A 23,479-nucleotide genomic window follows, 5' to 3' on the forward strand; every position below is an offset into this window, starting at 1 on the left:
TGCCTTACCAATGCTGGTCGAGATAGCGGGCCAGCAATCCCAGGCACAGCAGCCAGAGTAAAATGATCATCGCCGCCGCCATGCGGCCGGTGGGGTTGTCGACGCGCTGTTGCGCCTTCTCGCGCAGCTCGGCCATCAGCGGCTTGGGGATCAGGCGCACCGCCAGCATGATGCCCAACGGTACGATAATCACGTCGTCTAGATAGCCCAATACCGGAATGAAGTCCGGGATCAGATCGATCGGCGAGATCGCATAGCCGGCCACCAGCAGTGCGATCAGCTTGGCATACCACGGGGTGCGCTTATCACGGGCGGCCAGCCACAGCGCGTAAATATCGCGCTTGATGCCTTTGGCCCAACGGCGCAGCCAGCCGAACCACGGCGTGCGTTTTTTCAGTGAAATCATGATTACTTCATATAAGAACGTAAAACGGTCATCAATTGCTCGATGTCCTGCTCGCGCTGCTGCGGCGTCGCGTCCGCGGCAGCCAGATGTTCGCGCACATGCCCTTCCAGCACCTGCGCCATTAAACCGTTGACCGCGCCGCGCACCGCCGCGATCTGCTGCAGCACAGCAGAACATTCGCCGCCGCTCTCCAGCGCGCGCTCCAGCGCTTCGGCCTGCCCTTTAATGCGGCGCACCCGCGCCAACAGCTTCTTTTGATCTCTGAGGGTATGGCTCATTATTTCCGCCTGATTGTTATTTACTATACTGGAGTATAGTATATTTCAGCACGCTACCTTTTGCTGAGGAACTTCACCATGACGTCTCACGCGCCCGCTTTGCACCGCGAGCACAGCCACGTTTTTGACGATGGTAACCCATTGGCCGAAAGAAACACCAGATGGGCGGTGATACTCACCGCCAGTATGATGGTCATCGAGATAGCCGGGGGCTGGCTGTTTAACTCGATGGCATTGCTGGCCGACGGCTGGCACATGAGCTCGCATGCGCTGGCTCTGGGCCTGTCGCTGCTGGCTTACGGCGCCGCACGCCGGTTGGCCAAGGATCGCCGCTTCAGCCTCGGCACCTGGAAGATAGAAGTGCTGGCCGGTTACACCAGCGCGGTGTTGTTGGTGCTGGTGGCGGCGCTGATGCTGTTTCAGTCAGCGCAGCGGCTGCTGAATCCCAGCCCGATTCATTATAACGAAGCCATCGCCATCGGTACGATCGGGCTGGCCGTCAACCTGCTCTGCGCCTGGCTGTTGCGCGGCGGCGGCCACCATCACCACCACGGGGATCACCACGATGACCATCATCATGACCTCAACCTGCGCTCCGCCTATATCCACGTCATCGCCGACGCCGCCACCTCGGTGTTGGCCCTCGTCGCGCTGTTCGGCGGCAAGCTTTGGGGCGCCGCCTGGCTCGATCCGTTGATGGGCATCGTCGGCGCGATGATGGTGGCCGCCTGGGCCTATAGCCTGATGCGCGATAGCGGGAAGATTTTGCTGGATGCCGAAATGGACGCCCCCGTGGCGCAAGAGATGCGTCAGACCCTGGCCACCTCCGGCCACTCGCTCACGCTGACAGATTTGCATTTAGGCCGCATCGGCAAAGGAAAATATCATTGCGTCATCGCCCTGAGCAGCGCCGATCGCGCCCTCACCGCCGACCGGGTGCGCCAACTGTTGGCCGTTCATCCCGAACTGGTGCATGTTACCGTCGAGATCAACCGCCCGCCGCTGGCGCAAGGGGTTGTATTGTTCCACCAAAAAGATCTAGCTTAAGGGCTCTGCTTTTATCGCAACTGGGAGTCATTATGGCTTTTCGTTTGTACAGCAACGATCTGCAGGACGGCGGCACAATGCCGCAGACGCAGGTTTTCAACGGCATGGGCTACCACGGCGATAACCTGTCGCCCCACCTGGCCTGGGACGGCGTGCCCGAGGGCACCAAGAGCTTCGTCGTCACCCTGTACGATCCTGATGCCCCAACCGGCTCCGGCTGGTGGCACTGGGTGGTGGCCAATATCCCGGCCGACGTGCGTGAGCTGCCGCAGGGCGCAGGCTCCGGCAAAGCGCCGCTGCCGAGCGCCGCGCTGCAAACCCGTACCGACTTCGGCTCGGCCGGTTACGGCGGCGCCGCGCCGCCGAATGGCGAAAGCCACCGCTATCAGTTCACCGTGCACGCACTGGACGTGGAAAGCATCGAGGTGGATGAAGAGTCCAGCGGCGCTCTGGTGGGCTTTAACGTCCATTTCCACAGTCTCGGCAGCGCCACGCTGACGGTGATGTTCAACTGATCCCCCGCCAATAAAAAAGCGCGGTCAACCGCACCGCGCTTTCCACTCGAGTCTGGCTGACTAATTACTTCGCCAGCACGCTTACCCACATCGGGCCTTTGCCCACCGGATAACGCGCCAGCGTAGTCAGCTTACCGCTGGCCTGATCAATTTCATGCACCGCGATGTGATCGGACTTCTGGCCGGACGAAATCACGAAGCGGCCGCTGTGATCGATATTGAAACCGCGCGGCTGCGTTTCGGTCGGATAATAGCCGGCCACGCTCAGCGTGCCGCCGTCTTCGGAAACGCTGAAGAGGGTCAGAATGCTGGCGGTGCGATCGCTGGTATACAGGAAGCGGCCGTTCGGCGTGATATGAATGTCCGCCGCCCAGCGGGTGCCGTCGAAATCGCTCGGCATGATGTCCAGCGTCTGCGTCACGCTGTATTTGCCGCCGTTTTCCGAAATGGCCAGCACGTCTACCGTGCCGTTCAGCTCATTGACGCAGTAGGCGAACTTGTCGTTGTGGTGGAACGCCATATGGCGCGGGCCGGCGCCGGCGGCGATATCCACCGCGTCCTGCGCGTGCGGCGTCAGCTGGCCCGCCAGGCTCAGGTTAAACAGACGGATGCGGTCTTCTTTCAGGCACGGCACCAGCACCAGCTGATTGGTCGGATCGATGTTCGCCGAGTGCGGCGCGCTCAGGCCGTCGATCTGCTGGATCGGCGCCGTTACTACGCCGTCGTGGCCGATCGGGCTGATGCTGGCGCAGTTGCCGCTGTAGGAAGCGGAGAACAGGTAACGCCCCTGCAAATCGGTCGAGATATGGGTCGGGCTGCCCGGCAGCGGCGCCATGCCCGCCTGCTGCAACGTGCCATCCGCCTCGATGCGGTAGCTGACGATACCGAACGCCGGACGCACGCCGACGTACAGGTGAGTCTTGTCCGGATGAAGGGTCATCGGCTGCACCTGGCCCGGCACGTCAACGGTTTGCAACAGCGCCAGCGCGCCGGCGTCGTCCAACTGCCAGACGTGGATCTGCTGGCTCTCCGGGCTGGCGACATAAACGATTTGCTTCATGTGTTCTCCTTGCAAAGGGTAAAAGAGGAACCGGTTTCAGGCCGTTCGCTTGCCCCTAGCTTACCGCACATCCGTCGCATGGCACTACCGCATTACGCTTAAATCCCCAAGCCACATTCTTTCCCCCCAGACAACATCTACGTTCAAAATGCCAAAAGCCATCATCCTAGCGTCTGCTGCGATTTTCTTAGCGGAAACGAGCAGTCATAGAGAATGGAAGACAGACTCACGAATTATTGATAAATTAAAAGGCCTGCTCAAAATTTAAAATAGAATTTGCCGCCGAACGGTTAATCCTCTTTACATTAGCAATACATATAACCACCTGGCGTCACTAAAAACATAATTAATATAAATAACAAGAAACAAATCATAATAGATATAGATATAGATATAGATATATTAATAATATAAAAAATATCAATTAATCTATACATAACATATTGCCGCCCAAGGTCGACACAGACACGCCCATGACTCGCTGGACATAGCAGTTATGTCGAGTTTGGCATGCCTCCTATGCCAGTGGCGTGCCCCTTTAATAATTCACCTAATGAATTAATTTGAATGATTACATAAATACAAATGAAAAATAATTAAGAGGAATGAATAAAAACTTCAATCGCGATTGCAATAACACCATGGGAAAGCGTGCCCGCACTCCTTATGGATGACTATAAAAACCCAAAATACATTTACTGAGTAATAGATATGCTTTCTTCTTCACAGAATTTCAGACATGACATCAACGGGCTTAGAGCCTGGGCAGTGATCGCTGTCGTACTTTTTCATTTCGGCATCCCGGGTTTTGCCGGCGGCTTTGTCGGCGTAGATGTATTCTTCGTCATATCCGGTTTCCTGATGATGCAGATCATCATTACCGGCCTGGAACAAGATCGTTTTTCACTTTGGCGCTTTTACCTGGCTCGAGCCCGTCGCATCATTCCCGCCCTACTTGCGCTCTGTTCGACCTTACTGTGCCTGGGATGGTTCTGGTTACCAACGCTGGATTACAGTCAACTGGCAAAACATGCCTTTACCGCCATACTCTTCCTGTCTAACGTGAAGTTTTGGAAAGAAGCCGGCTATTTTGACAGCGTATCCCATGAAAAATGGCTGCTGCATACTTGGTCGTTATCCGTAGAATGGCAGTTCTATATTATCCTGCCGCTGGCCCTTATGTTGATATGGCGATTGGGGGGCAAAAATGGCTTCATGCGCTTCATCATTTTAGCCGGCGCGGTCTCCTTTGGCTTATCAATCATCATGTCTTCCCTCGCGCCCTCCGCCGGGTTTTTTCTTATCCCATCCCGAGCCTGGGAAATGCTTGCCGGAGGAATCGTCTGGCGGTTAACGCAAAACCGAACGCTCAGCGGAAAAAGACGTATTTATACGGAATGGCTTGGGATGCTATGCATCGCGATAGCCATCGTGGGATGTGATGCCAGTAAACCCTGGCCCGGTTACAACGCCCTGTTGCCGGTTATCGGCGCCATGTTGGTGCTTGCCGCCGGCCGCCAGGATTCCCCCTTGACCTCAAACCCCGTCGCTGCACGTCTGGGTGTTTCATCCTACTCTATTTACCTTTGGCATTGGCCGATTGTGGTGCTGCTTGTCTACACCAATGCTCAATCCGAGATGAAATGGGTAGTTGCGGGATTACTGGCCAGCGTGTTGCTTGGCGAGTTGTCGCTTCGTCTTATAGAAACCCCTGTCCGCAAGTGGCTTTCAAGGCAAACAACGCGTCAATCAGTGTGTACAATCGGAATCGCTACCATGCTGGTTGCTGCGCTGTGTGTCACACTGTTTACCGTTAATTTCTCCGGCAGGTTACCGCAGCAAATCGATCTGATCGCCAACGAAAGTACCAACATGCTCGCCAACAGAGATGAATGCTTCGCCAAGTCCGGCTTCAGCTCGCCATCCTGTATCTATGGAGGCGAAAATATTCGGGTTATCATCGTTGGCGATAGCCACGGCGATGCGATGATCTCTGCAGTCGAGTCCGCCCTGCCAAATCAAACTGATGGGCTTCTCAATCTCACTTATGCAGGCTGCCCAACGCTCTTCGGAGCCAACGTTGTTCCCGGCGCGCTTGACGATAATATTCAGTGCAGCGCATTCAATCAGTGGATAAAAGAAAAACTATCCACGCTGGACAACAATATCCCCGCAGTCGTGATTAACCGAACCAGTGCTTACGCCTTCGGCCAGCAAATTGCGGGCGCGAAGCAGAACCAACCATCGGTGTATTTTTCGAAGGTATATCGTACCCCTGAGCCGGGATTTTTGTCCGAGTTCAAAACTTCACTCGTCGACACTCTGTGTGAAATGGCTACAGAACGGCAAATTTATGTTGTGCGTCCGGTGCCGGAAATGCTCGTCAATGTGCCAAAAACACTGTCGCGCCTGCTGAGTTTTGGCGGTTCAGAGCCCGACATATCCATCTCCGAAACAGATTACCGACAACGTCATGCTTTTGTCTGGCAAGCTCAAGATGAAGCGGCGAAAAAATGTGGCGTAAAAATTTTGGATCCGCTTCCTTACCTGTGCGAAGACGGCAAGTGCGCGGGAACTCACAATGGGCGGCCCATCTATTTTGACGATAACCATCTTAGCGAATATGGCAACAAACTTCTGGTACCGATGTTCAAAACTCTGTTCTCATCAGCGTCCAAATAAGTCATCGGTCGGCGATAGCAGGCAGACCGAATTGTTTGCATCAGAGCGAAGAGGTACCATCGGATTAATTTTATGGCTAACGATAACGAGAACCCTATGAGCTACCGCGTCATCGCCCTCGATCTTGACGGCACCCTGTTGGACAACCAAAAACGCATCTTACCGCAGTCGCTGGAAGCGCTGGCGCAGGCGCGCGCCGCCGGCGTCCAGGTGGTGGTGGTCACCGGCCGCCACCACGTCGCCATCCATCCGTTTTACCAGGCGCTGCAGATAGATACCCCGGCCATCTGCTGCAACGGCACCTACCTGTATGATTTTCAGCAGAAAAAGGTGCTGGCCGCCGATCCGCTGGCGAAAGATCAGGCCAAGCAGGTGCTGCAGATGCTCAAGCAGACCGACATTCACGGGCTGATGTACGTTGACGACGCCATGCTGTATCAGGAACCGAGCGGCCACGTGATTCGCTCGCTGGCCTGGGCCGAAACCCTGCCGGCGGCGCAGCGCCCGACGCTGCTGCAGGTCGGCAGCCTGACGCAGGCGGCCGACGACGCGCAGGCGATCTGGAAATTCGCCACCTCGCACGCCGATATTCCGGCGCTGCGCGAGTTTGCCGACACGGTGGAAAAAGAGCTGGGGCTGGCGTGCGAATGGTCCTGGCACGATCAGGTGGATATCGCCAAAGGCGGCAACAGCAAAGGCAAGCGCCTGCGCCAATGGGTGGAGTCGCAGGGGTTGAGCATGGATCAGGTGGTGGCGTTCGGCGACAACTACAACGACATCAGCATGCTGGAAGCGGTCGGTTTGGGCGTGGCGATGGGCAACGCCGATGACGCCATCAAGGAACGCGCCGATCTGGTGATCGCCGATAACCTGCAGCCGGGCATCGCCGAGGTGATCCGCACCCGCGTGCTGTAATCTTTTCGCCCTCCCGCCGGGAGGGCCTGCCTCAGCGGCTCTCGCGGCTGATAGACACGCTCTTCACCTGCGCATACAGCCACTGCCCAGGGCGGATCGCCAGTTCATCGCGCGCCCACGGCGTAATGCGCGCCCACAGCACGTGTTCGCCGACCGCCAGTTTCACTTCCACCTGCCCGTCCACGTCCAGACACTCGCTCACCTTGGCCGGCAAGACGTTGCGAATACTGCTGTTGACCGGCGGCTGCAGCACCAGCGAGACGTCGGCGGCGTTGATGCGGATGCGCAGTTGGGTGCCCAATTCAGCGTCGATGCCGCTGACCCACAGCCTTTGATCGCCAAGCGCCAGCGCCGTCATGGCATAACGTTGATGATGCTCAATCACGCTGACGCGCAGCACGCTGCTCTGATCTTCACGCTGCAGCCACGGCCGCAGCGCGCTGCTGGCCCAGACTTCTTCCAGCCCGCCGAACGCAAGCACCTCGCCGCGATCCAGTACCATCACCTGCTCGGCCAGGCGCAGGATCTCGTCCAGGCTGTGGCTGACGTAAAGGATGGGGATGTTCACGTCCTGCGCCAACCGCTCCAGATACGGCAGCAGCTCGCGTTTGCGCGGCAGATCGAGCGAGGCCAGCGGTTCATCCATCAGCAGCAGTTCCGGCGCGGTCAGCAGCGCGCGGCCGATCGCCACCCGCTGTTTTTCACCGCCGGAGAGCGTCAGCGGCAGCCGGTGCAACAGCGGCCCGATGCCCAGCAGCTCGACGATGGTATTGAACTGCGCGCGCATGCCGGCCGCCATGCCGTACTGCAGGTTGCCGCGCACCCGGTAGTGCGGGAACAGCCGCGCATCCTGAAACACATAGCCGATACGGCGCTTTTCCGGCGGCAGGCAGAGGCCGGAGGCAGTATCCACCAGCGTACGGCCATTGAGCGCGATACGCCCCTGCTGCAAACGGGTCAGGCCGCCGATGGCGTTGATCAGGGAGGTTTTGCCCGCGCCGGACAGGCCGAAAATCGCGGTGATGCCCTGCGCCGGCAAATCGGCGCGGACGTTGAGATTGAGGTCGCCCAGCTGCTGCGAGAAATCCAGCTCCAGCATTTACACCCCCATCCGTTTGCGGCCCCAGCGGGCCAGCCATTCGGACACCATCAGCGAAGCCAGCGACAGCACGATGGCGATCACGCACAGACGCGCGGCGGCGGCCTCCGCCCCCGGCGTTTCAATCAGCGTATACATCGCCAGCGGAATGGTGCGGGTTTCACCGGGAATGTTGGAAACGAAGGTGATGGTGGCGCCAAACTCCCCCAGCGAACGGGCGAAGGCCAGCACCACGCCGACAATGACGCCGGGCAGCGACAGCGGCAGCGTGATGGTGAAAAACACCCGCCACGGGTTGGCGCCCAGCGTGCGCGCCGCCTGCTCCAGCCGGGTATCCACCGCCTCCAGCGCCAGCCGAATGGCGCGCACCATCAGCGGAAACGCCACCACCGCCGATGCCAGCGCGGCGCCGCGCCAGCTGAAACTGAAGCTGAAACCGAACCAGTCATACAGCCACTCGCCGATAACGCCGCGCCGCCCCATGGCGATCAGCAGCAAATAGCCGACCACCACCGGCGGCAGCACCAGCGGCAGGTGAATGACGCCGTCCAGCAGCGCCTTGCCGGGGAAGCGGCAACGCACCAGCACCCAGGCCATCAGAATGCCGAACGGCAGGCTGCAGACCACCGCCAAACCGGAGACTTTCAGGCTCAGCTCAACCGCCTGCCACTCGTACTCACTCAGAATCATTTACGCGGGGTGAATCCATAATGTTCGAAAATAGCGGCCGCTTCCGGGCTCTTCAGATAGGTATAGAAAGCGCTGACCGTCGGATTTTGACGATCTTTCACCATCGCCATCGGATATTCAACCGGTTTGTGGCTGTCTTCCGGGAACACGCCCACCACTTTCACCTTGTCGCTGGCGACCGCGTCGGAGCCGTAGACGATGCCGAGCGGCGCTTCACCGCGCTCCACCAGCGCCATGGCGCTACGCACATTGTTGGCGCGCGCCAGTTTCGGCTCCAATGCGCTCCAGGCGCCCAGGTGTTCCAGCGCTTCCTTAGCGTAGATGCCGGCCGGCACATGATCCGGATCGCCCACCGCCAGGCGGCCGCCGTTGAGCAGCTTGGCCCAGTCGGTCTGCTTGTCGATGGCGATCTTGTCTTGCTTATCGCTCTTGGCGGCGATCAGCACCAGTTCGTTGCCCAGCAGCGTGTAACGGGTGTCTTTTACCATCTGCTGCTTGTCGATGGCGTAATCCATCCACTGCTGATCGGCGGAGATAAACAGATCGGCCGGAGCGCCCTGCTCAATTTGGCGCGCCAGCGTCGAGGACGACGCAAAGGAGGAAACCACCTGCACGTCCTTGCCTTTTTGATACTGGGTGGCGATGTCCTGCAGCGCGTTGGTCAGCGACGCGGCGGCGAACACGGTGATCTTTTCCGCCGCAGAAGCCTGAGCCACCAGGCCCGATGCCAGAACGATCCCGCCAACCCATTTGGTCCATTGCTGTTTCATTGTTTTTCTCCGCAAGTTAACGTGCATTATCACTCTTCGTTATATAAAAAATAATATAACGTTGCGCGAAAGCTTGTCATGCGGTTTATCGGCAAAGCGTGAGATAACTTGAGGAATGCCCGCCGGGGAATGCCGGCGGGTATCGGGATGGGGAACGGTCAGTGCTGGGCGCGGTTTTCTTTCGAACGGCCCACTTTGGAGAAGACGTTGAACACTTCGCCAAAACCGTAGATCAGGCCGAGAATGAGCGCCATGACCACCGGCACCATCACCACGGCGAACAACAGACTTTTCAATAATTCCAACATGATAGCCTCGCTTAACTGCCCATTGAGCGGCAAATGCCTTTCACCGCATATCCGGTTATTCTAACCCAAAAAAATCGGTAAAACGGAGTTATTTTAGCCAGCGAGGCGAAATTGTGATCGGCCAAACGTGCCCTTTCAGCCGCCCTCATCCCGGCGCGGGATAATAGATCAACGGCGGCGCATAGCCGGCGGGCGCCGCCAGCCTGGCCTCCACACCGTATACCGCGTGAATGTTCTCCGGCGTCAGCGCCTGCCGCGGCGCGCCTGCCGCACAGATCCCGCCCCGCTGCAGCAGCGCGACCCGATCGCAATAACAGGCCGCCAGATTAAGGTCGTGCAGCGTCACCACCACGCTGAGTTTCAGCCGCCGCAGCAAGGCCATAAACTGCTGTTGATGGGCGATATCCAGATGATTGGCGGGCTCGTCCAGCAGCAGCCACGGCGTTTGCTGCGCCAGCGCGCGCGCCAGATGCACCCGCTGCCGTTCGCCGCCGGACAGCCGCTGCCAATCGCGGTCGGCCAGGTGGCTGATGCCCACTTGCTCCATCGCCTGCCCGGCGAGGCGGCGATCCTCGGCGCCGAAACCGCGCCAGCGGCCGGTATGGGCCAGGCGCCCCAGCAGCACCGCCTCCTTCACCGGCAGCGCGAAGGCGCCGGGGGCGGATTGCTCGAGAAAGGCGATGCGCCTGGCGCGCTCCCGCCCGGAAAACGCGGTAATTTCGCGCCCTTCCAGCCAAACGCGGCCCCCGGCGGCGGTCTGCAGCCCGGCCAGCAGCTTAAGCAGCGTCGATTTACCGCTGCCGTTGACGCCGAGCACGCCGGTGACCTCACCGGGCAAGGCGCAGAAACTGAGATTTTCCAGCACCGTACGCGCCCCCGCTCGCCAGCTCACCGCCTCGGCGCACAGGCCGGATCGCGCTTTTTCAATCGTCATGCATTGACCTTTCGATACAGCAACAGCAGGAATATCGGCACCCCCAGCAGCGCCGTCAGCACGCCGACCGGCAGCTCGCGCGGGGCAAACAGCGTTCTGGCCAGCGTGTCCGCCGCCACGGCGAACAGGGCGCCGCACAGCGCGCTGGCCGGCAACAGCAGCCGATGCCGCGAGCCCACCAGCCGCCGGGCGACATGCGGCACCGTCAGCCCGATAAACCCCACCGCGCCGCTGAACGCGACGATCGCCGCCGTCAGCGCGGTGGCCGCCACATACAGCAGCAGCTTCAGCGGGGCCACCGTCACCCCCAGCGAAGCGGCGGTCACGCCGCCAAACGCCAGCGCGTCCAGTTCGCCCGCCCGCAGCCAGCAAAGCAGCAGCGTCGCCGCCAGCGCCAGCCCGCACAGCCCGACCTGCGGCCAGCGCGCGTCGCTGAACGATCCCAGCAGCCAGAACATCACGCCGCGCGTGGCGTTGGCGTCCGCCTGCCAAAGGGTGATCAGCGAAGTCAGCGCGGAGAGCAGCTGCGTCACCGCCACCCCGGCCAGAATAAACAGCGTGGACTCCCCCTGCAGCGAACGCCCGGCCAGCAACATCACCAACGCAAACGCTCCCAGCGCGCCGATAAACGCCCCGCCGGACACCGACAGCAGGCCGCCCCCAGCCCCAACACCAACACCGTCACCGCCCCCACGCCGGCGCCGGAGGAGATCCCCAGCCCCCAGGGATCGGCCAGCGGGTTGCGGGTCAGCGACTGCAGCACGGTGCCCGCCAACGCCAGCCCCGCGCCGGCCAGCGCCGCCAACAGCGCGCGCGGCATCCGCAGCGACCAGATGATGCGCTGATACACCTCGGCATCGGACGCTGCGCCGCCGCTGACGCCGAGTACAATGCGCCAGGCGTCGCGCCACGCGATCGGCGCGGGCCCCGACAAGGTGGCGCCCAGCAGGGCCAGCGGCAGCGCCGCCGCCAGCAGCAACAACCAGCCGCTCTCACGGCCGGGCAGTAACCGCCGGCTCATGCTATTTCCAGCCTGCAATCACATAGTCGTCCAACAGCTGCCATACCGTCCCCACCTCGCTGAAACCGGCCTGTCTGAGGGCCGCAAGCTGGAAACCCACCGGCGTCGGCGGCGGTACCGGGCGGCCGGCGAACAGCGCTTCGCGCTCGGCCTGATAAGCGGCCAAGGCCAGCGATTGCAGTGCGCCGGCGAACCAACGATCCCAATCCTCAACGCCGCTGTCCCAGGCGCATTGTTGGGTCTGCTCATCATGCCGCTCCGCCAACGCTTTCAGCCGCGGATGGCGATGGTCATAGCGCTGATGATCGGCATTGAGGAATACGCCGCCGGCGGCCAGCAGCCCGGCGACGTTGCGGAACAGCGCCAGCTGCTGCTCCGGCATCAGCCAGTGCAGCGCCGTGCTGGACACCGCCGCCTGCGGCGCGGGGCCGGACAGCACGGAAAAACAGGCCGGATCCGCCAGATCGGCCTGCAGGATACGGATCCGATCGCCATACTCCGCCAGTGCGCCGCGCGCCACCGCCAGCAGCAGCGGATCGAGATCGATGGCGGTCACCCTGGCCTGCGGAAAGCGCTGCAAAATACGCAGGCTCAGCGATCCCGGGCCACAGGCCAGATCCAGCACGTGAAAATCCTGGCCGACGGCCAGCGCCAGCACGTCCAGCTGGGCGTTAAAACGCGCTTCGCGTTCGGCGATGTAGGCCGCCTGCTGGCGATCCCAGGAGTCCAGCAGCGAAGAGAATGAAACGGCAGTCATATCAAGGTTCCTTGTTGGAAAGCGTCGGAGCCTGCGGCGGCAAGGCCGCCAGGCCCCGAATCAAACGGCCCAGCGCCGCCACGGTGCGGGCGGAAGGGTCCATGTCGTAACCGGGGAGGATCACGTAGCGCCGCTGACGCACGGCGCGCAGCGTCGCGGTCAGCGGATGATGCTCCAGAAAGGCGATCTTGTCGGCCGCGCTGTCCCCGAAGCCGCCGCGCGGCAGATCGCCAAGCACGATCGCATCCGGATCGCGGGCGGCGATAACCTCCCAGGACGCCGTCGGCCACAGCTCGGGCAGATCGCCGAACAGGTTCTCGCTGCCGACGCTGCGGCTCAGCAAGCCTGGCGCGCCGCAGCAGCCGGCCACATAGGGCGTCTGCGCGCCGGCATACCACCACAGCAGCCGCCAATGCGGCAGCTGTGCGCGCTGCGGCTCAAGCGCCCTCAACTGCCCGCGCAGCCGTTCGATCAGCGCTTCACCGGCGCGGCTGACGTTGAAGATACGCGCCAGCTCCCGCAGCTCGGTGAAAATGTCTTCGAACGTCAGCGCGGCGGCGATCGCGCTTTGCTGGCCGCTGCAGGCGCCGGGAGAGAGATAAGTGCCGATGCCCCATTCCGCCAGCCGCGCCCGATCGGGCGTTTCCGGGCTGTGCAGCCAGTAATAGCTGGCCGAATAGACAAAATCCGGCCGCATCAGCAGCAACGCTTCCGCCGTGGGCGGCGCCGGGCTGGCTGGCACCCGCAGCGCCTCGGCCGGCGCCGTCGGCGCGAGATCGCGCGCGCGGTCATACCCGACCACGCCGATCGCACGGCCGGCCAGCCCCAGCGCCAGCAGGTTTTCCAGCGCCGGGTTGGCGTAAACCAGCACCCGCTGCGGCGGCTGCGGGTAATCACGCGTTACCCCGCAATTGTGCAGGCTGACGGCATCGGCACGCAGCGGCGCGCCCCAGCCCAATCCCAGGGCGCACAACAACAGGTAAAGCGAACGTTTCACGCCGTCAGAACCTGACCGACACGAAGGTTTCATAGCTGCGCGGCGGCGCGATCAGCGCCTGATCCGGGTAGGTGCGCTGATAGGCGTACAGCTGGTTGGTGGCGTTGCGAATGCGGAAACCGACATCGACGATCGGCGTCAGCTGATAGTCCGCCGCCAGATCAAGCGTGGTGTACGCGCGCATCTTGCGCCGGTTGGCATCGTCGTTGTAACTGCTGCCGACGTAGCGCAGCGAAGAAGCCAGCTCCAAACGTTCCGTCGCCTGATAATGCACGCTGAGGTTGGCGGTCCAGTCCGGGATATAGGCCGGGCGATTGCCGTTGTAGCTGCGCAGCGGGCTACCGCCGCGATAGTCGTCGTAGCGGGCGTGCGTGTAGGCGGCGTTGCCGGCCAGCTCCCAGCGATCGTCGGGACGCAGCACCACGCCAAGTTCGATGCCACGTGACGTCTGCCTGCCTACCGCGTTCAACGCATCCGGCCGCTGCGCGTCGGGCACAAACAGGTTGTCCTTGCGCAGTTCGTACAGCGCCAGCGTCGCCTCGCCCTTGTTACCCCAAAACTGCCCTTTGGCACCGGCCTCCCACTGGCGCGCTCGCGTCAGCGGCAGATCGGTCTGCGTCGGGCTGAGGAAGAACAGATCGTTGCCCGGCTCCTGGCCGGTGGTGTAGTTGGCGTAGAGCGTGAGGTTATCGGTCAATGCATAGCTGGGGCCCAGGCTCCAGGTGCTGAAAACGTAGGTGCGCGCGCGGCTCTCTTCCTGCGGCCCCTGGAAGCGCCAGTCCATGTCCATATGGTTGTAGCGCAACTGGCCCAGCAACGCTAAACGCTCGGTCAGGCTGAAGCGATCTTCAAGAAAGGCGGCGTACTGATTCTGGGTGACGTGGCGCACCGGCGCGCGTTGGCGATCGGTACCCTGCGCGAACGGCTCTCTGGGCGGCGCGCCGAGCGGCACGTCTTCGGAACCGGGGAAACCGTTGGAGTAGTACTGAAAATGCCGCTTGCTCAGATCGAAGCCGACCAGCAACCGGTTATCGAAACCGGCAATGGCGCGATCGAACACCAGCGAACTGCGGTTGCCAATCAGATCGTCGTCGTGTGCCAGGGCGCCGAAAGAGTCGCGGTTGACGTCGCCGGGCCGGGCCGCCGCCGCGACGCGGAAACGCTCGACGTTGCGCCATTCGCGAAAGCCGCTGTAGTAATAGAATTGGTTATGCCACTCCACTTCAGGCGTCATAAACCAGTCCAGACTGGCCTGAAATGCGGTGGCGTTGCTCTGGATGCGGCTGTCGGTCAGGTTGTTGTAATTGATGTCGCGCAGCTCGCCGGCAATGCGCCCATCCAGCAGCGGCGTGCCGTAGTAAGGGTTATTGGTGCGGTTGAGCATGCGGTCCAGGCTCAGCGTCAACAGCGCATCGTCGGTCAGCTTAAACAGCAGCGAGCCGGAAACCCGCTTCTGCCGATCGCGCTCGTCCTGCACGTTGCTACCGCTGTCGTTGCCGCTGACGTCCAACCGGTACGCCACCGCATCGTCCACCAGCGCGCCGCCGGCTCCCAGATGCAAACGCTGGCTGCGGTAGCTGCCGAAGCCATAGTCGAGTTCAACCGGCTGGCGGCTGAAGGTCGGCCGCCGCGAGATCAGGTTGACGCTGCCGCCTGCGGCGCTCAGGCCGTTCAGCGCCGATCCCGGCCCGCGCAGCACCTCAATGCTGTCGTAATGCGCCGGATCGCCCAGCTGCAGCGTGCTGCCGGGCATTTCTACGCCGTTATACAGCCAGGCGATCGGCCGGAAACCGCGCGCGGAAAAGTTGTTGGACAACGTTGGCGAAGCGACGCCGGACAGGCCGGTGGCGTGCTCGACGGCGGCGGCCAGCGAGCGATCGCCCCGCTGTTGGATCGCCCGCGCGCTGATGATGTCGACGCTGCGCGGCGTCTCCCGAGCGGTCAGCCCGAGCTGTGACGCGCTGCGGCTCACGGCGTTCAACGCATCGTAGCGCCCGGCGGAGGCCGCCGCCTCCACGGTGAGATGTTCTTCGCATCCCGTGGCATTGCGGGCTTTATCGCAGTCGGCGGCGAAAGCCAGCGGCGCCGCCAGTGCACCGCCGACCCAGGCGGCGGCGAGGCATAAAGATTTCCTGGGCGCGCGAAGGCGCCGGCGTGTCGTACTCATGTGGAGCATCCCTGTGGTGAAATAAAAACCGGCCGTAGCCGGCGTAAAGCCTTATCGTTTTTCTGTTATGTTATATTATAACAATAAGGCAATGCCAGTCTTTATTACCCCGCTCTCCAGCGCACTGCGTTTGGCGCTTTGCCGCCAAATCGGCGACAATAAGATTTTTGCCGCCGACAGGATGCGCTATGCAGGCCGAAATTCTTCTGACTCTCAAACTCCAGCAAAAGCTGTTCGCCGATCCGCGCCGCATCGCGCTGCTGAAACAGGTGCAGTACACCGGCTCCATCAGCCAGGGCGCCAAACTGGCGGGCATCAGCTACAAAAGCGCCTGGGATGCCATCAATGAGATGAACCAGTTGGCGGAACAAACGGTGGTGGACCGCGCCACCGGCGGGAAAGGCGGCGGCGGCGCACAGCTGACGCACTATGGCCAGCGGCTGATCCAGCTGTATGACCTGCTGGGCCAGGTGCAGCAAAAGGCCTTCGACGTGTTGCAGCAGGACGATCTGCCGCTCGACAGCCTGCTGGCGGCCATCTCGCGCTTCTCGCTGCAAACCAGCGCGCGCAATCAGTTCTTCGGTACCGTCATCGAACGCGATCATCAGCAGGTGCAGCAGCACCTGGCGATTTTGTTGAACGACGGCAGCACTCGTCTGACGGCGGCCATTACCCAGCAAAGCGCCGACCGGCTGCAGCTGACGCCGGGCAAAGAGGTGCTGGCGCTGATCAAGGCGCCCTGGGTGCGGTTAAGCGTCGAGACGGCGGAACATGCCGGCGCGGATAACGCGCTGGCGGGCGTGGTGGCCGGCATTCAGCCAGGCACCGAACACAGTGAGGTGCTGGTGACGCTGGCGGGCGGCGAAACCCTGTGCGCCACGCTGACGACGGCGGAGCTGCAGCGTCTGCAGCTGAGCGTCGGCGCCACCGTACACGCCCTGTTCAACGCCGACCACGTGATTGTCGCCACGTTGTGTTAAGCGCAACGTAACGTTGCATTTTTGTTGATTGACATCCCCCTGCAATGCGCCTATTTCTAAGGCAAATAATTGCAAAAAAAGGAACAGGTGATGTCGTCGTTGCACATTTCGCAAGGTTCATTCCGCTTAAGCGATACCCGCACCCTGACGCTGGACGCGCTGGAAATCCAGGCCGGCGACAGCTGGGCCTTCGTCGGCGCCAACGGCAGCGGCAAATCTGCCCTGGCGCGGGCGCTGGCCGACGAACTGGTTCTGCTCGGCGGCGAGCGTTGCAGCGACTTTCAGCACGCGGTGCGCATCTCCTTCGAACAGCTGCAAAAAATGGTCAGCGACGAGTGGCAACGCAACAACACCGATCTGCTCAGCGCGGACGAGGACGACACCGGCCGCACCGCGGCTGAGATCATTCAGGAAGAGGTGAAAGACGCCGCGCGCTGTGAGCGGCTGGCCGCACAGTTCGGCATCACCGCCCTGCTGACGCGCCGCTTCAAATACCTCTCCACCGGCGAAACGCGCAAGACCCTGCTGTGCCGGGCGCTGATGCCCGAGCCCGACCTGCTGATCCTCGACGAACCCTTCGACGGGCTGGACGTGCACTCGCGCGCGCAGCTCGCCACGCTGCTGAGCGAGCTTTCCGCCCAGGGCCAGACCCTGGTGCTGGTGCTCAACCGGTTCGACGAAATCCCGGATTTTGTCCGGCGGGTGGGCGTGCTGGCGGACTGCACCCTGACCAGCCGCGGGCCGCGCAGCCAGGTGATGGCGGACGCGCTGGTGGCGCAGCTGGCGCACAGCGAAAATCTCAGCGGGCTGGCGCTGCCGGAAACCGAGGATCCGACGCAAAAAGTAGCCCTGCAGGCGGATCAGCCGCTGATCGTCCTGCGTGACGGCGTGGTCAGTTATGACGATCGGCCGATCCTCAATCACCTCGACTGGCAGGTAAATCCCGGCGAACACTGGCAGATCGTCGGCCCGAACGGCGCCGGCAAATCCACATTGCTCAGCTTGATCACCGGCGATCATCCACAGGGCTACAGCAACGATCTGACGCTATTCGGCCGCCGCCGCGGCAGCGGGGAAACCATCTGGGAAATCAAACGCCATATCGGCTACGTCAGCAGCAGCCTGCATCTGGATTATCGCGTCAACACCAGCGTGCGCAACGTGGTGATGTCAGGGTTTTTCGATTCGATCGGCATTTATCAGGCGGTTTCGGATCGTCAGCGGCAGCTGACCGAACAATGGCTGGCGCTGCTCGGGCTCAACGGCGCGCGCGGTGACGCCCCGTTCCACAGCCTTTCCTGGGGCCAACAGCGGCTGGCGCTGATCGCCCGCGCGCTGGTGAAACACCCGGCACTGCTGATCCTCGACGAGCCGCTGCAGGGGCTGGATCCGCTCAATCGCCAGCTGGTGCGCCGCTTCATCGACGTGCTGATCGGCCAGGGCGCCACCCAGCTGCTGTTCGTCTCGCACCATGCCGAAGATGCGCCGCAGTGCATCACTCACCGCCTCAGCTTCGTGCCCGACGGCGAAGGCGGCTATGGTTACCAACAGCAACGGCTGGAGGCGGCCTCCGCCTGAAACGCGGCGTAAACATATCCGGCAACACTTCACCGCAGCACATCACATTTGGCCTTTTATCATAGAAAGGAAGAAGGCCATTTTTGGAGACGCCATGTCCGCTGCGTTGATTATCATCGACCTGATCGAAGATCTGATCGGGCCCAAAGGGCGCGCCAACCACTGCCGCGAACAGGTGGCGGCGACCCACCTGCTCGCCAACGTCAATGCCGCCGCGGCCTATGCCCGGGTGCGAAAAATCCCGGTGATTTGGGTGCGGGTGGGATTCGCCGACGATTATCATGACATTCCGCCCCATTCGCCGCTGTTCAACCATCTCAAGCAGATCGGCGCACTGCGGTTAAACGGCCCGGGCTGCCGCTGGATGCCCGAACTGCATCAGGAAGAGACCGATCTGCTGTTTGAAAAAACGGCAGTCAGCGCTTTCTCCGGTAACAATTTGTTAGCCTGGCTGCGGCAACATCGGTGCCACCATCTGCTGCTGGCGGGCGTCAGCACGCCGCTCGCCATCGAGAGCACCGCGCGGCAGGCGCATGACGCCGGTTTCCAGGTGACCGTACTGCACGATCTGTGCGCAGCCCCCACGCAGGAGATCCACCAGCAGAGCCTGGATACCCTGCAAAACCTGGCCGAAATCACCCGTTCGCAGGCCTGGATGAAAGGCTAACCCTCATCGCCGCCGGTCGTGTGGGCCAGCATCATGCACAAATGCATCACTGCCCCGACCTTTAGCGTCATCTTGGTGTGCTACTATCCGCTCTAGCGCTCAATTTCGCCATCATCGCACGCCGCAAAGGCGCTGAGCGCCGTGTACATATTTAAAGGGACATATTATGTGGGGCGTACTGGCTGCTTCGTTATTTTTCTTGCCGTTTAATCGGCTGATAGCCTGGGTGATCCTGGCCGCCTCGGCGGGCATGGGGCTTTATCATGGGGTACTGACGCCGCTCAGCCTGGGTTGCCTGTTGGCCATCGTGGCGTTGGCGGGGCTGCGCCACCATTTTCGCGAGCAGCGTAATCTGGCGATTGCGCTCGAAGGGCTGGTGGTCGCCGGCTGCGTGGCGCTGTTCTTGCATCTGGTGCCGGGCATCCACAATCAACTGATGATCGACGGCGAAAAAGCCGGCCCGCTCAGCGCGCCGTTCACGATGTATTACAACTTCGATAAGGCGATGGTGCCCTTCCTGCTGTTCGCCTGCTTGCCCACGCTGTTTTCCGCCGAACGCTGCGGCAACGCTGGCAAAGCGGGCTGGATTGCGCTGCTGCTGGCCGTGCCGGCGCTGTTGCTGCTGGCCGTCGCGCTGGGCGGCTTAAAAATCGAGTTGCATGCGCCCGCCTGGATCCTGCCTTTCGTGATGGCAAACCTGTTCTTCGTCTGCATGGCCGAGGAAGCGCTGTTTCGCGGCTACCTGCAACAGCGTCTCAGCCAGTGGCTGGGCGCCTGGCCGGCGCTGATCGTCGCCTCCCTGGTGTTCGGCGCCGCGCATCTGGCGGGCGGTACGCTGATGGTGATCTTCGCGACCCTCGCCGGGGTGATCTACGGCCTGGCGTGGATGTGGAGCGGCCGTCTGTGGGTGCCGATTCTGTTCCATTTCGGGCTTAATCTGACCCATCTGCTGTTCTTCACCTATCCGCTGTACCAGCATTCTTAACGGCTGAAGCCGGCAGAGAGCCCCCTCTCTGCCGGCTGGTCGGGTGAAAACGCTATCACCAGCACCTCACCGCAATGCCCTCAATCACGTTGTCGCCCGCTTTTCTTCGCCCTTCCTGCGCTTTTCTATGAAGTGTAAACGATTCCATTTTTTCGCGTTAGATCACCTTTTTACCGCCGCAGGCGTGCTATCTTTCTGCGCAATAGCCTCTCCCTGTTCAGCAACGGGCGTCTCAAGACGGTAATTGGAAGCGATTACACTTTCGTCGGCGCCTAGAAAGGAACCGTATGACGGAATTTAACCCTATCGATCATCCGCACCGCCGCTACAACCCGCTCAGCGGCCAGTGGGTGCTGGTTTCACCGCACCGCGCCAAGCGCCCCTGGCAGGGCCAACAAGAAGCCGTCCCGACGGAAACGCTGCCAACGCACGATCCCGACTGTTTCCTGTGCCCGGGCAATGCGCGCGTCACCGGCGATCGCAATCCGGATTATCGCGGTACCTATGTTTTCGCCAACGATTTCGCCGCGCTGATGAGCGATACGCCACCGGCGCCCGATAGCCAGGATCCGCTGATGCGCAGCCAGAGCGCGCGCGGCGTCAGCCGGGTGATCTGCTTCTCTCCCGATCACAGCAAGACCCTGCCCGAACTGGCGCTGCCGGCGCTGGAACAGGTGGTCGCCGCCTGGCAGGCGCAAACCGATGAGCTGGGCAAGCACTATCCCTGGGTACAGCTGTTCGAAAACAAAGGCGCGGCGATGGGCTGCTCCAACCCGCACCCGCACGGGCAAGTCTGGGCCAACAGCTTTCTGCCGAACGAGGCCGAACGCGAAGATCGCCTGCAGCACGACTATTTTCGGGAACACGCCTCCCCGCTGCTGCTGGATTATGCGCAGCGCGAGCTGGCCGCAGGCGAACGCATCGTGGTGAACACCGAACACTGGTTGGCGGTAGTGCCCTACTGGGCCGCCTGGCCGTTTGAAACGCTGCTGCTGCCGAAAGCGGCGGTGCAGCGCATCACCGATCTCAGCGCGGCGCAAAGCCAAGATCTGGCGCTGGCGCTGAAGAAGCTGACCAGCCGCTACGACAACCTGTTCCAGTGTTCCTTCCCCTATTCGATGGGATGGCACGGCGCGCCGTTCAACGGTGCCGACAACCGGCACTGGCAGCTGCACGCCCATTTCTATCCGCCGCTGCTGCGTTCAGCCAGCGTGCGCAAGTTTATGGTCGGTTACGAGATGCTGGCGGAAACCCAGCGCGATCTGACCGCTGAACAGGCCGCAGAGCGTCTGCGCGCCGTCAGCGATATACATTACCGTGAAGCCGGAGCCCAAGCATGAGCCTGAAACCGCTTACCCATTCCCTGTTTACCGAACACTTCGGCTACGCGCCGGCGTTGACCATCCAGGCGCCGGGGCGGGTGAACCTGATCGGCGAGCATACCGATTACAACGACGGCTTCGTGCTGCCCTGCGCCATCGATTACCAAACCGTCATCGCCTGCGCCAAGCGCGACGACCGTCAGATCCGCGTGCTGGCCGCCGATTATCAGAATCAGCAGGATCAATTCTCGCTCGACGAGCCGATCGTCAGCCACCCCGATCAGCGCTGGTCCGACTATGTGCGCGGCGTGGTGAAACATCTTCAGCGCCGCAACGCCGACTTCGGCGGCGCGGATCTGGTGATCGCCGGCAATGTGCCGCAAGGGGCGGGGCTCAGCTCCTCCGCCGCGCTGGAGGTGGCGGTGGGCCAGGCGCTGCAGGCGCTCTATCAGCTGCCGTTGGACGGCGTGGCGCTGGCGCTGAACGGCCAGGAGGCGGAGAACCAGTTCGTCGGCTGCAACTGCGGCATCATGGACCAGTTGATCTCCGCGCTCGGCCGGCGCGACAGCGCTCTGCTGATCGACTGCCGCTCGCTGGAGACCCGTGCGGTGCCGATGCCGGGCAGCGTCGCGGTGGTGATCATCAACTCCAATGTGCAACGCGGGCTGGTGGACAGCGAGTACAACACCCGCCGCACACAGTGCGAAGAAGCGGCGCGGTTCTTCGGCGTCAAGGCGCTGCGCGACGTCAGCCCCGAACAGTTTGCAGCGCGTCAACATCAGTTGGATCCGTTGGTGGCCAAACGCGCGCGGCACGTCATCAGCGAGAACGCCCGCACGCTGGCGGCGGCCGACGCGCTGGCGGCCGGCGACCTGCAGCGCATGGGCCGGCTGATGGCGGAATCCCACGCCTCGATGCGCGATGACTTTGAAATCACCGTACCGCCGATCGATCGGTTGGTCGAGATCGTCAAAGCGACGATCGGCCCGCGCGGTGGCGTGCGCATGACCGGCGGCGGCTTTGGCGGCTGCATCGTCGCGTTGATGCCGCAGGATCTCGTGGAGACGGTGCGTGCCGCCGTGGCGCACGAGTATCCGCGGCAAACCGGCGGATTGCAGGAAACGTTCTATGTCTGCCAGGCTTCGCAGGGAGCCGGTACATGCTGACGGCAACCGCGGCAGCGGCGCCCGATGGGCAACCTTACCAGCTGACACTGCTGCAAAACGCCGGCGGCATGACGGTGACGCTGATGGACTGGGGCGCCACCTGGCTGTCCGCCGTCTTGCCGCTCAAATCCGGTGAAAAGCGCGAGCTGTTGCTGGGCTGCCACAGCCCGGCGGACTACCCACGTCAGGGCGCCTATCTGGGTGCCACCGTCGGCCGTTACGCCAACCGCATCGCCAACGCCAGTCTGCCCATCGGCGGGAAACCCCATGCGCTGGCCGCCAATCAGGGCGCCCATCAGCTGCACGGTGGCCCCGACGGTTTTCATGCCCGCCGCTGGCGCCGGGTGCAGCATGATGCGCAGCAGGTCTGCTATGCGCTGCATTCGGCGGAGGGCGATCAGGGTTTCCCCGGCAATCTCGACGTGCAGGTTTGTTACCGCCTGACCTCGGATAATCGCCTGGAAATCAACTATCTGGCGCAGGTCGATCGCCCCTGCCCGGTCAATCTGACCAACCACGCCTATTTCAATCTGGACGGCGCCGGCACCGACGCCCGCGCCCAACGGTTGCAGCTGTTCGCCGATCGCTACCTGCCTGTCGACGCCGAGGGCATTCCCTGCGCCGATCTGACGCCGGTGGACGGCAGCGGCATGGATTTCCGCCAGCCGAAAACGCTGCTGCAGGATTTCCTGCGCGATCGCGACCAGCAGCGGGTGCAAGGCTACGATCACGCCTTTCTGCTGCATCGTACCTGCGGGGCGCTGGAGAGCCCGGCGGCGCATTTGTGGTCCGCCGACGGGCAAGTGCAAATGAGCGTGTTCACCGACGCGCCTGCGCTGCAGCTCTACAGCGGCAATTATCTGGCCGGCACGCCGGCGCGCGATGGCGGCAGCTACGCCAACCATGCCGGCGTGGCGTTGGAGAGCGAGTTTTTGCCGGACAGCCCGCACCATCCCGAGTGGCCGCAGCCGGACTGTTGGCTGCAACCGGGGAGCCGCTACCGCAGCGCCACGCATTATCAGTTTTATCCTATCTGACCCGCTACGCCCCTCGCCGCGCGGCCGGGGGCAATTTGTTATAAATGCTTACCTTTTAGCGCCATCCCCCCAACGGCGCCCACCTTCCCTTATTCCAA

Annotated in this window: 24 protein-coding genes; 11 read left to right on the forward strand and 13 right to left on the reverse strand. The window is 62.0% G+C overall.

Annotation, left to right across the window (positions count from 1 at the left end):
• Positions 1–4: 4 nt before the first annotated feature.
• The gene (locus JL05_RS22020; protein WP_004939804.1) at positions 5–406 is read right to left on the reverse strand and encodes a YkvA family protein; all 402 of its coding nucleotides are present in this window, start codon (positions 404–406) and stop codon (positions 5–7) included.
• 2 nt (positions 407–408) lie between these two features.
• On the reverse strand, positions 409–684 hold the full coding sequence (locus JL05_RS22025) for a metal/formaldehyde-sensitive transcriptional repressor (RefSeq protein ID WP_004939805.1): 276 nt from the start codon (positions 682–684) through the stop codon (positions 409–411).
• A gap of 78 nt (positions 685–762) precedes the next feature.
• Between JL05_RS22025 and dmeF the strand changes: the two genes are divergently transcribed.
• Both dmeF and JL05_RS22035 read left to right on the forward strand, forming a co-directional pair.
• On the forward strand, positions 763–1,731 hold the full coding sequence (dmeF, locus tag JL05_RS22030) for a CDF family Co(II)/Ni(II) efflux transporter DmeF (RefSeq protein ID WP_072010126.1): 969 nt from the start codon (positions 763–765) through the stop codon (positions 1,729–1,731).
• A gap of 32 nt (positions 1,732–1,763) precedes the next feature.
• The gene (locus JL05_RS22035; protein ID WP_033633881.1) at positions 1,764–2,246 is read left to right on the forward strand and encodes a kinase inhibitor; all 483 of its coding nucleotides are present in this window, start codon (positions 1,764–1,766) and stop codon (positions 2,244–2,246) included.
• 64 nt (positions 2,247–2,310) lie between these two features.
• Here the strand turns inward: JL05_RS22035 and pgl are convergent, their stop codons facing one another.
• Complete coding sequence (pgl, locus tag JL05_RS22040) at positions 2,311–3,306, reverse strand: 6-phosphogluconolactonase (protein WP_033633882.1); 996 nt, start codon at positions 3,304–3,306, stop codon at positions 2,311–2,313.
• A 711-nt stretch (positions 3,307–4,017) separates the two neighbouring features.
• Here pgl and JL05_RS22045 point away from each other — a divergent pair.
• Both JL05_RS22045 and JL05_RS22050 read left to right on the forward strand, forming a co-directional pair.
• Complete coding sequence (locus JL05_RS22045) at positions 4,018–5,988, forward strand: acyltransferase family protein (protein ID WP_033633883.1); 1,971 nt, start codon at positions 4,018–4,020, stop codon at positions 5,986–5,988.
• A 96-nt stretch (positions 5,989–6,084) separates the two neighbouring features.
• Complete coding sequence (locus JL05_RS22050; protein ID WP_033633884.1) at positions 6,085–6,903, forward strand: pyridoxal phosphatase; 819 nt, start codon at positions 6,085–6,087, stop codon at positions 6,901–6,903.
• A 31-nt stretch (positions 6,904–6,934) separates the two neighbouring features.
• Here the strand turns inward: JL05_RS22050 and modC are convergent, their stop codons facing one another.
• From modC to JL05_RS22095, 10 genes are all read right to left on the reverse strand, one after another.
• Entirely contained in the window at positions 6,935–8,002 is a 1,068-nt protein-coding gene (modC, locus tag JL05_RS22055; RefSeq protein WP_033633885.1) for a molybdenum ABC transporter ATP-binding protein ModC, read from the reverse strand.
• Positions 8,003–8,692: a molybdate ABC transporter permease subunit gene (modB, locus tag JL05_RS22060; protein ID WP_015377003.1), complete on the reverse strand. Its 690-nt coding sequence runs from the start codon at positions 8,690–8,692 to the stop codon at positions 8,003–8,005. It lies immediately after the preceding gene.
• Complete coding sequence (modA, locus tag JL05_RS22065; protein WP_015377002.1) at positions 8,689–9,462, reverse strand: molybdate ABC transporter substrate-binding protein; 774 nt, start codon at positions 9,460–9,462, stop codon at positions 8,689–8,691. Before modA ends, modB begins: the two co-directional genes overlap by 4 nt.
• 158 nt (positions 9,463–9,620) lie before the next feature.
• Positions 9,621–9,770 (reverse strand): AcrZ family multidrug efflux pump-associated protein, encoded by a 150-nt coding sequence (locus JL05_RS24495; RefSeq protein WP_033633886.1) that lies wholly within the window; start codon positions 9,768–9,770, stop codon positions 9,621–9,623.
• Positions 9,771–9,915: 145 nt separating this feature from the next.
• Complete coding sequence (locus tag JL05_RS22075; protein ID WP_033633887.1) at positions 9,916–10,704, reverse strand: ABC transporter ATP-binding protein; 789 nt, start codon at positions 10,702–10,704, stop codon at positions 9,916–9,918.
• Positions 10,701–11,348 (reverse strand): FecCD family ABC transporter permease, encoded by a 648-nt coding sequence (locus tag JL05_RS25865; protein ID WP_274519007.1) that lies wholly within the window; start codon positions 11,346–11,348, stop codon positions 10,701–10,703. Before JL05_RS25865 ends, JL05_RS22075 begins: the two co-directional genes overlap by 4 nt.
• Positions 11,300–11,725, reverse strand: a complete 426-nt coding sequence (locus JL05_RS25870) for an iron chelate uptake ABC transporter family permease subunit (protein ID WP_274519008.1) — start codon at positions 11,723–11,725, stop codon at positions 11,300–11,302. The genes JL05_RS25865 and JL05_RS25870 overlap by 49 nt, the downstream gene beginning before the upstream one ends.
• 1 nt (position 11,726) lies before the next feature.
• On the reverse strand, positions 11,727–12,482 hold the full coding sequence (locus tag JL05_RS22085) for a class I SAM-dependent methyltransferase (RefSeq protein ID WP_033633888.1): 756 nt from the start codon (positions 12,480–12,482) through the stop codon (positions 11,727–11,729).
• Position 12,483: 1 nt separating this feature from the next.
• On the reverse strand, positions 12,484–13,479 hold the full coding sequence (locus JL05_RS22090; protein ID WP_033633889.1) for an ABC transporter substrate-binding protein: 996 nt from the start codon (positions 13,477–13,479) through the stop codon (positions 12,484–12,486).
• Positions 13,480–13,483: 4 nt separating this feature from the next.
• A complete protein-coding gene (locus JL05_RS22095; protein WP_033633890.1) occupies positions 13,484–15,646 on the reverse strand; it encodes a TonB-dependent receptor in 2,163 nt (720 codons plus the stop codon).
• Between the two features lie 188 nt (positions 15,647–15,834).
• Between JL05_RS22095 and modE the strand changes: the two genes are divergently transcribed.
• The 7 genes from modE (at position 15,835) to galM (ending at position 23,381) form a co-directional block, all read left to right on the forward strand.
• Positions 15,835–16,626: a molybdenum-dependent transcriptional regulator gene (gene modE / locus JL05_RS22100; RefSeq protein WP_033633891.1), complete on the forward strand. Its 792-nt coding sequence runs from the start codon at positions 15,835–15,837 to the stop codon at positions 16,624–16,626.
• Positions 16,627–16,716: 90 nt separating this feature from the next.
• On the forward strand, positions 16,717–18,204 hold the full coding sequence (modF, locus tag JL05_RS22105; RefSeq protein ID WP_033634135.1) for a molybdate ABC transporter ATP-binding protein ModF: 1,488 nt from the start codon (positions 16,717–16,719) through the stop codon (positions 18,202–18,204).
• A 94-nt stretch (positions 18,205–18,298) separates the two neighbouring features.
• Positions 18,299–18,871 carry a cysteine hydrolase family protein gene (locus tag JL05_RS22110; RefSeq protein WP_033633892.1) on the forward strand — a complete coding sequence of 191 codons (573 nt, stop codon included), beginning with the start codon at positions 18,299–18,301 and terminating at the stop codon, positions 18,869–18,871.
• 166 nt (positions 18,872–19,037) lie between these two features.
• Positions 19,038–19,856: a CPBP family intramembrane glutamic endopeptidase gene (locus JL05_RS22115; RefSeq protein WP_033633893.1), complete on the forward strand. Its 819-nt coding sequence runs from the start codon at positions 19,038–19,040 to the stop codon at positions 19,854–19,856.
• A gap of 287 nt (positions 19,857–20,143) precedes the next feature.
• A complete protein-coding gene (gene galT / locus JL05_RS22120) occupies positions 20,144–21,196 on the forward strand; it encodes a galactose-1-phosphate uridylyltransferase (RefSeq protein WP_033633894.1) in 1,053 nt (350 codons plus the stop codon).
• Complete coding sequence (gene galK, locus JL05_RS22125) at positions 21,193–22,344, forward strand: galactokinase (protein ID WP_033633895.1); 1,152 nt, start codon at positions 21,193–21,195, stop codon at positions 22,342–22,344. The genes galT and galK overlap by 4 nt, the downstream gene beginning before the upstream one ends.
• On the forward strand, positions 22,338–23,381 hold the full coding sequence (gene galM, locus JL05_RS22130; RefSeq protein WP_033633897.1) for a galactose-1-epimerase: 1,044 nt from the start codon (positions 22,338–22,340) through the stop codon (positions 23,379–23,381). The genes galK and galM overlap by 7 nt, the downstream gene beginning before the upstream one ends.
• Positions 23,382–23,479 lie beyond the last annotated feature (98 nt).

It is taken from the genome of Serratia nematodiphila DZ0503SBS1, assembly GCF_000738675.1.
GTDB lineage: Bacteria > Pseudomonadota > Gammaproteobacteria > Enterobacterales > Enterobacteriaceae > Serratia > Serratia nematodiphila.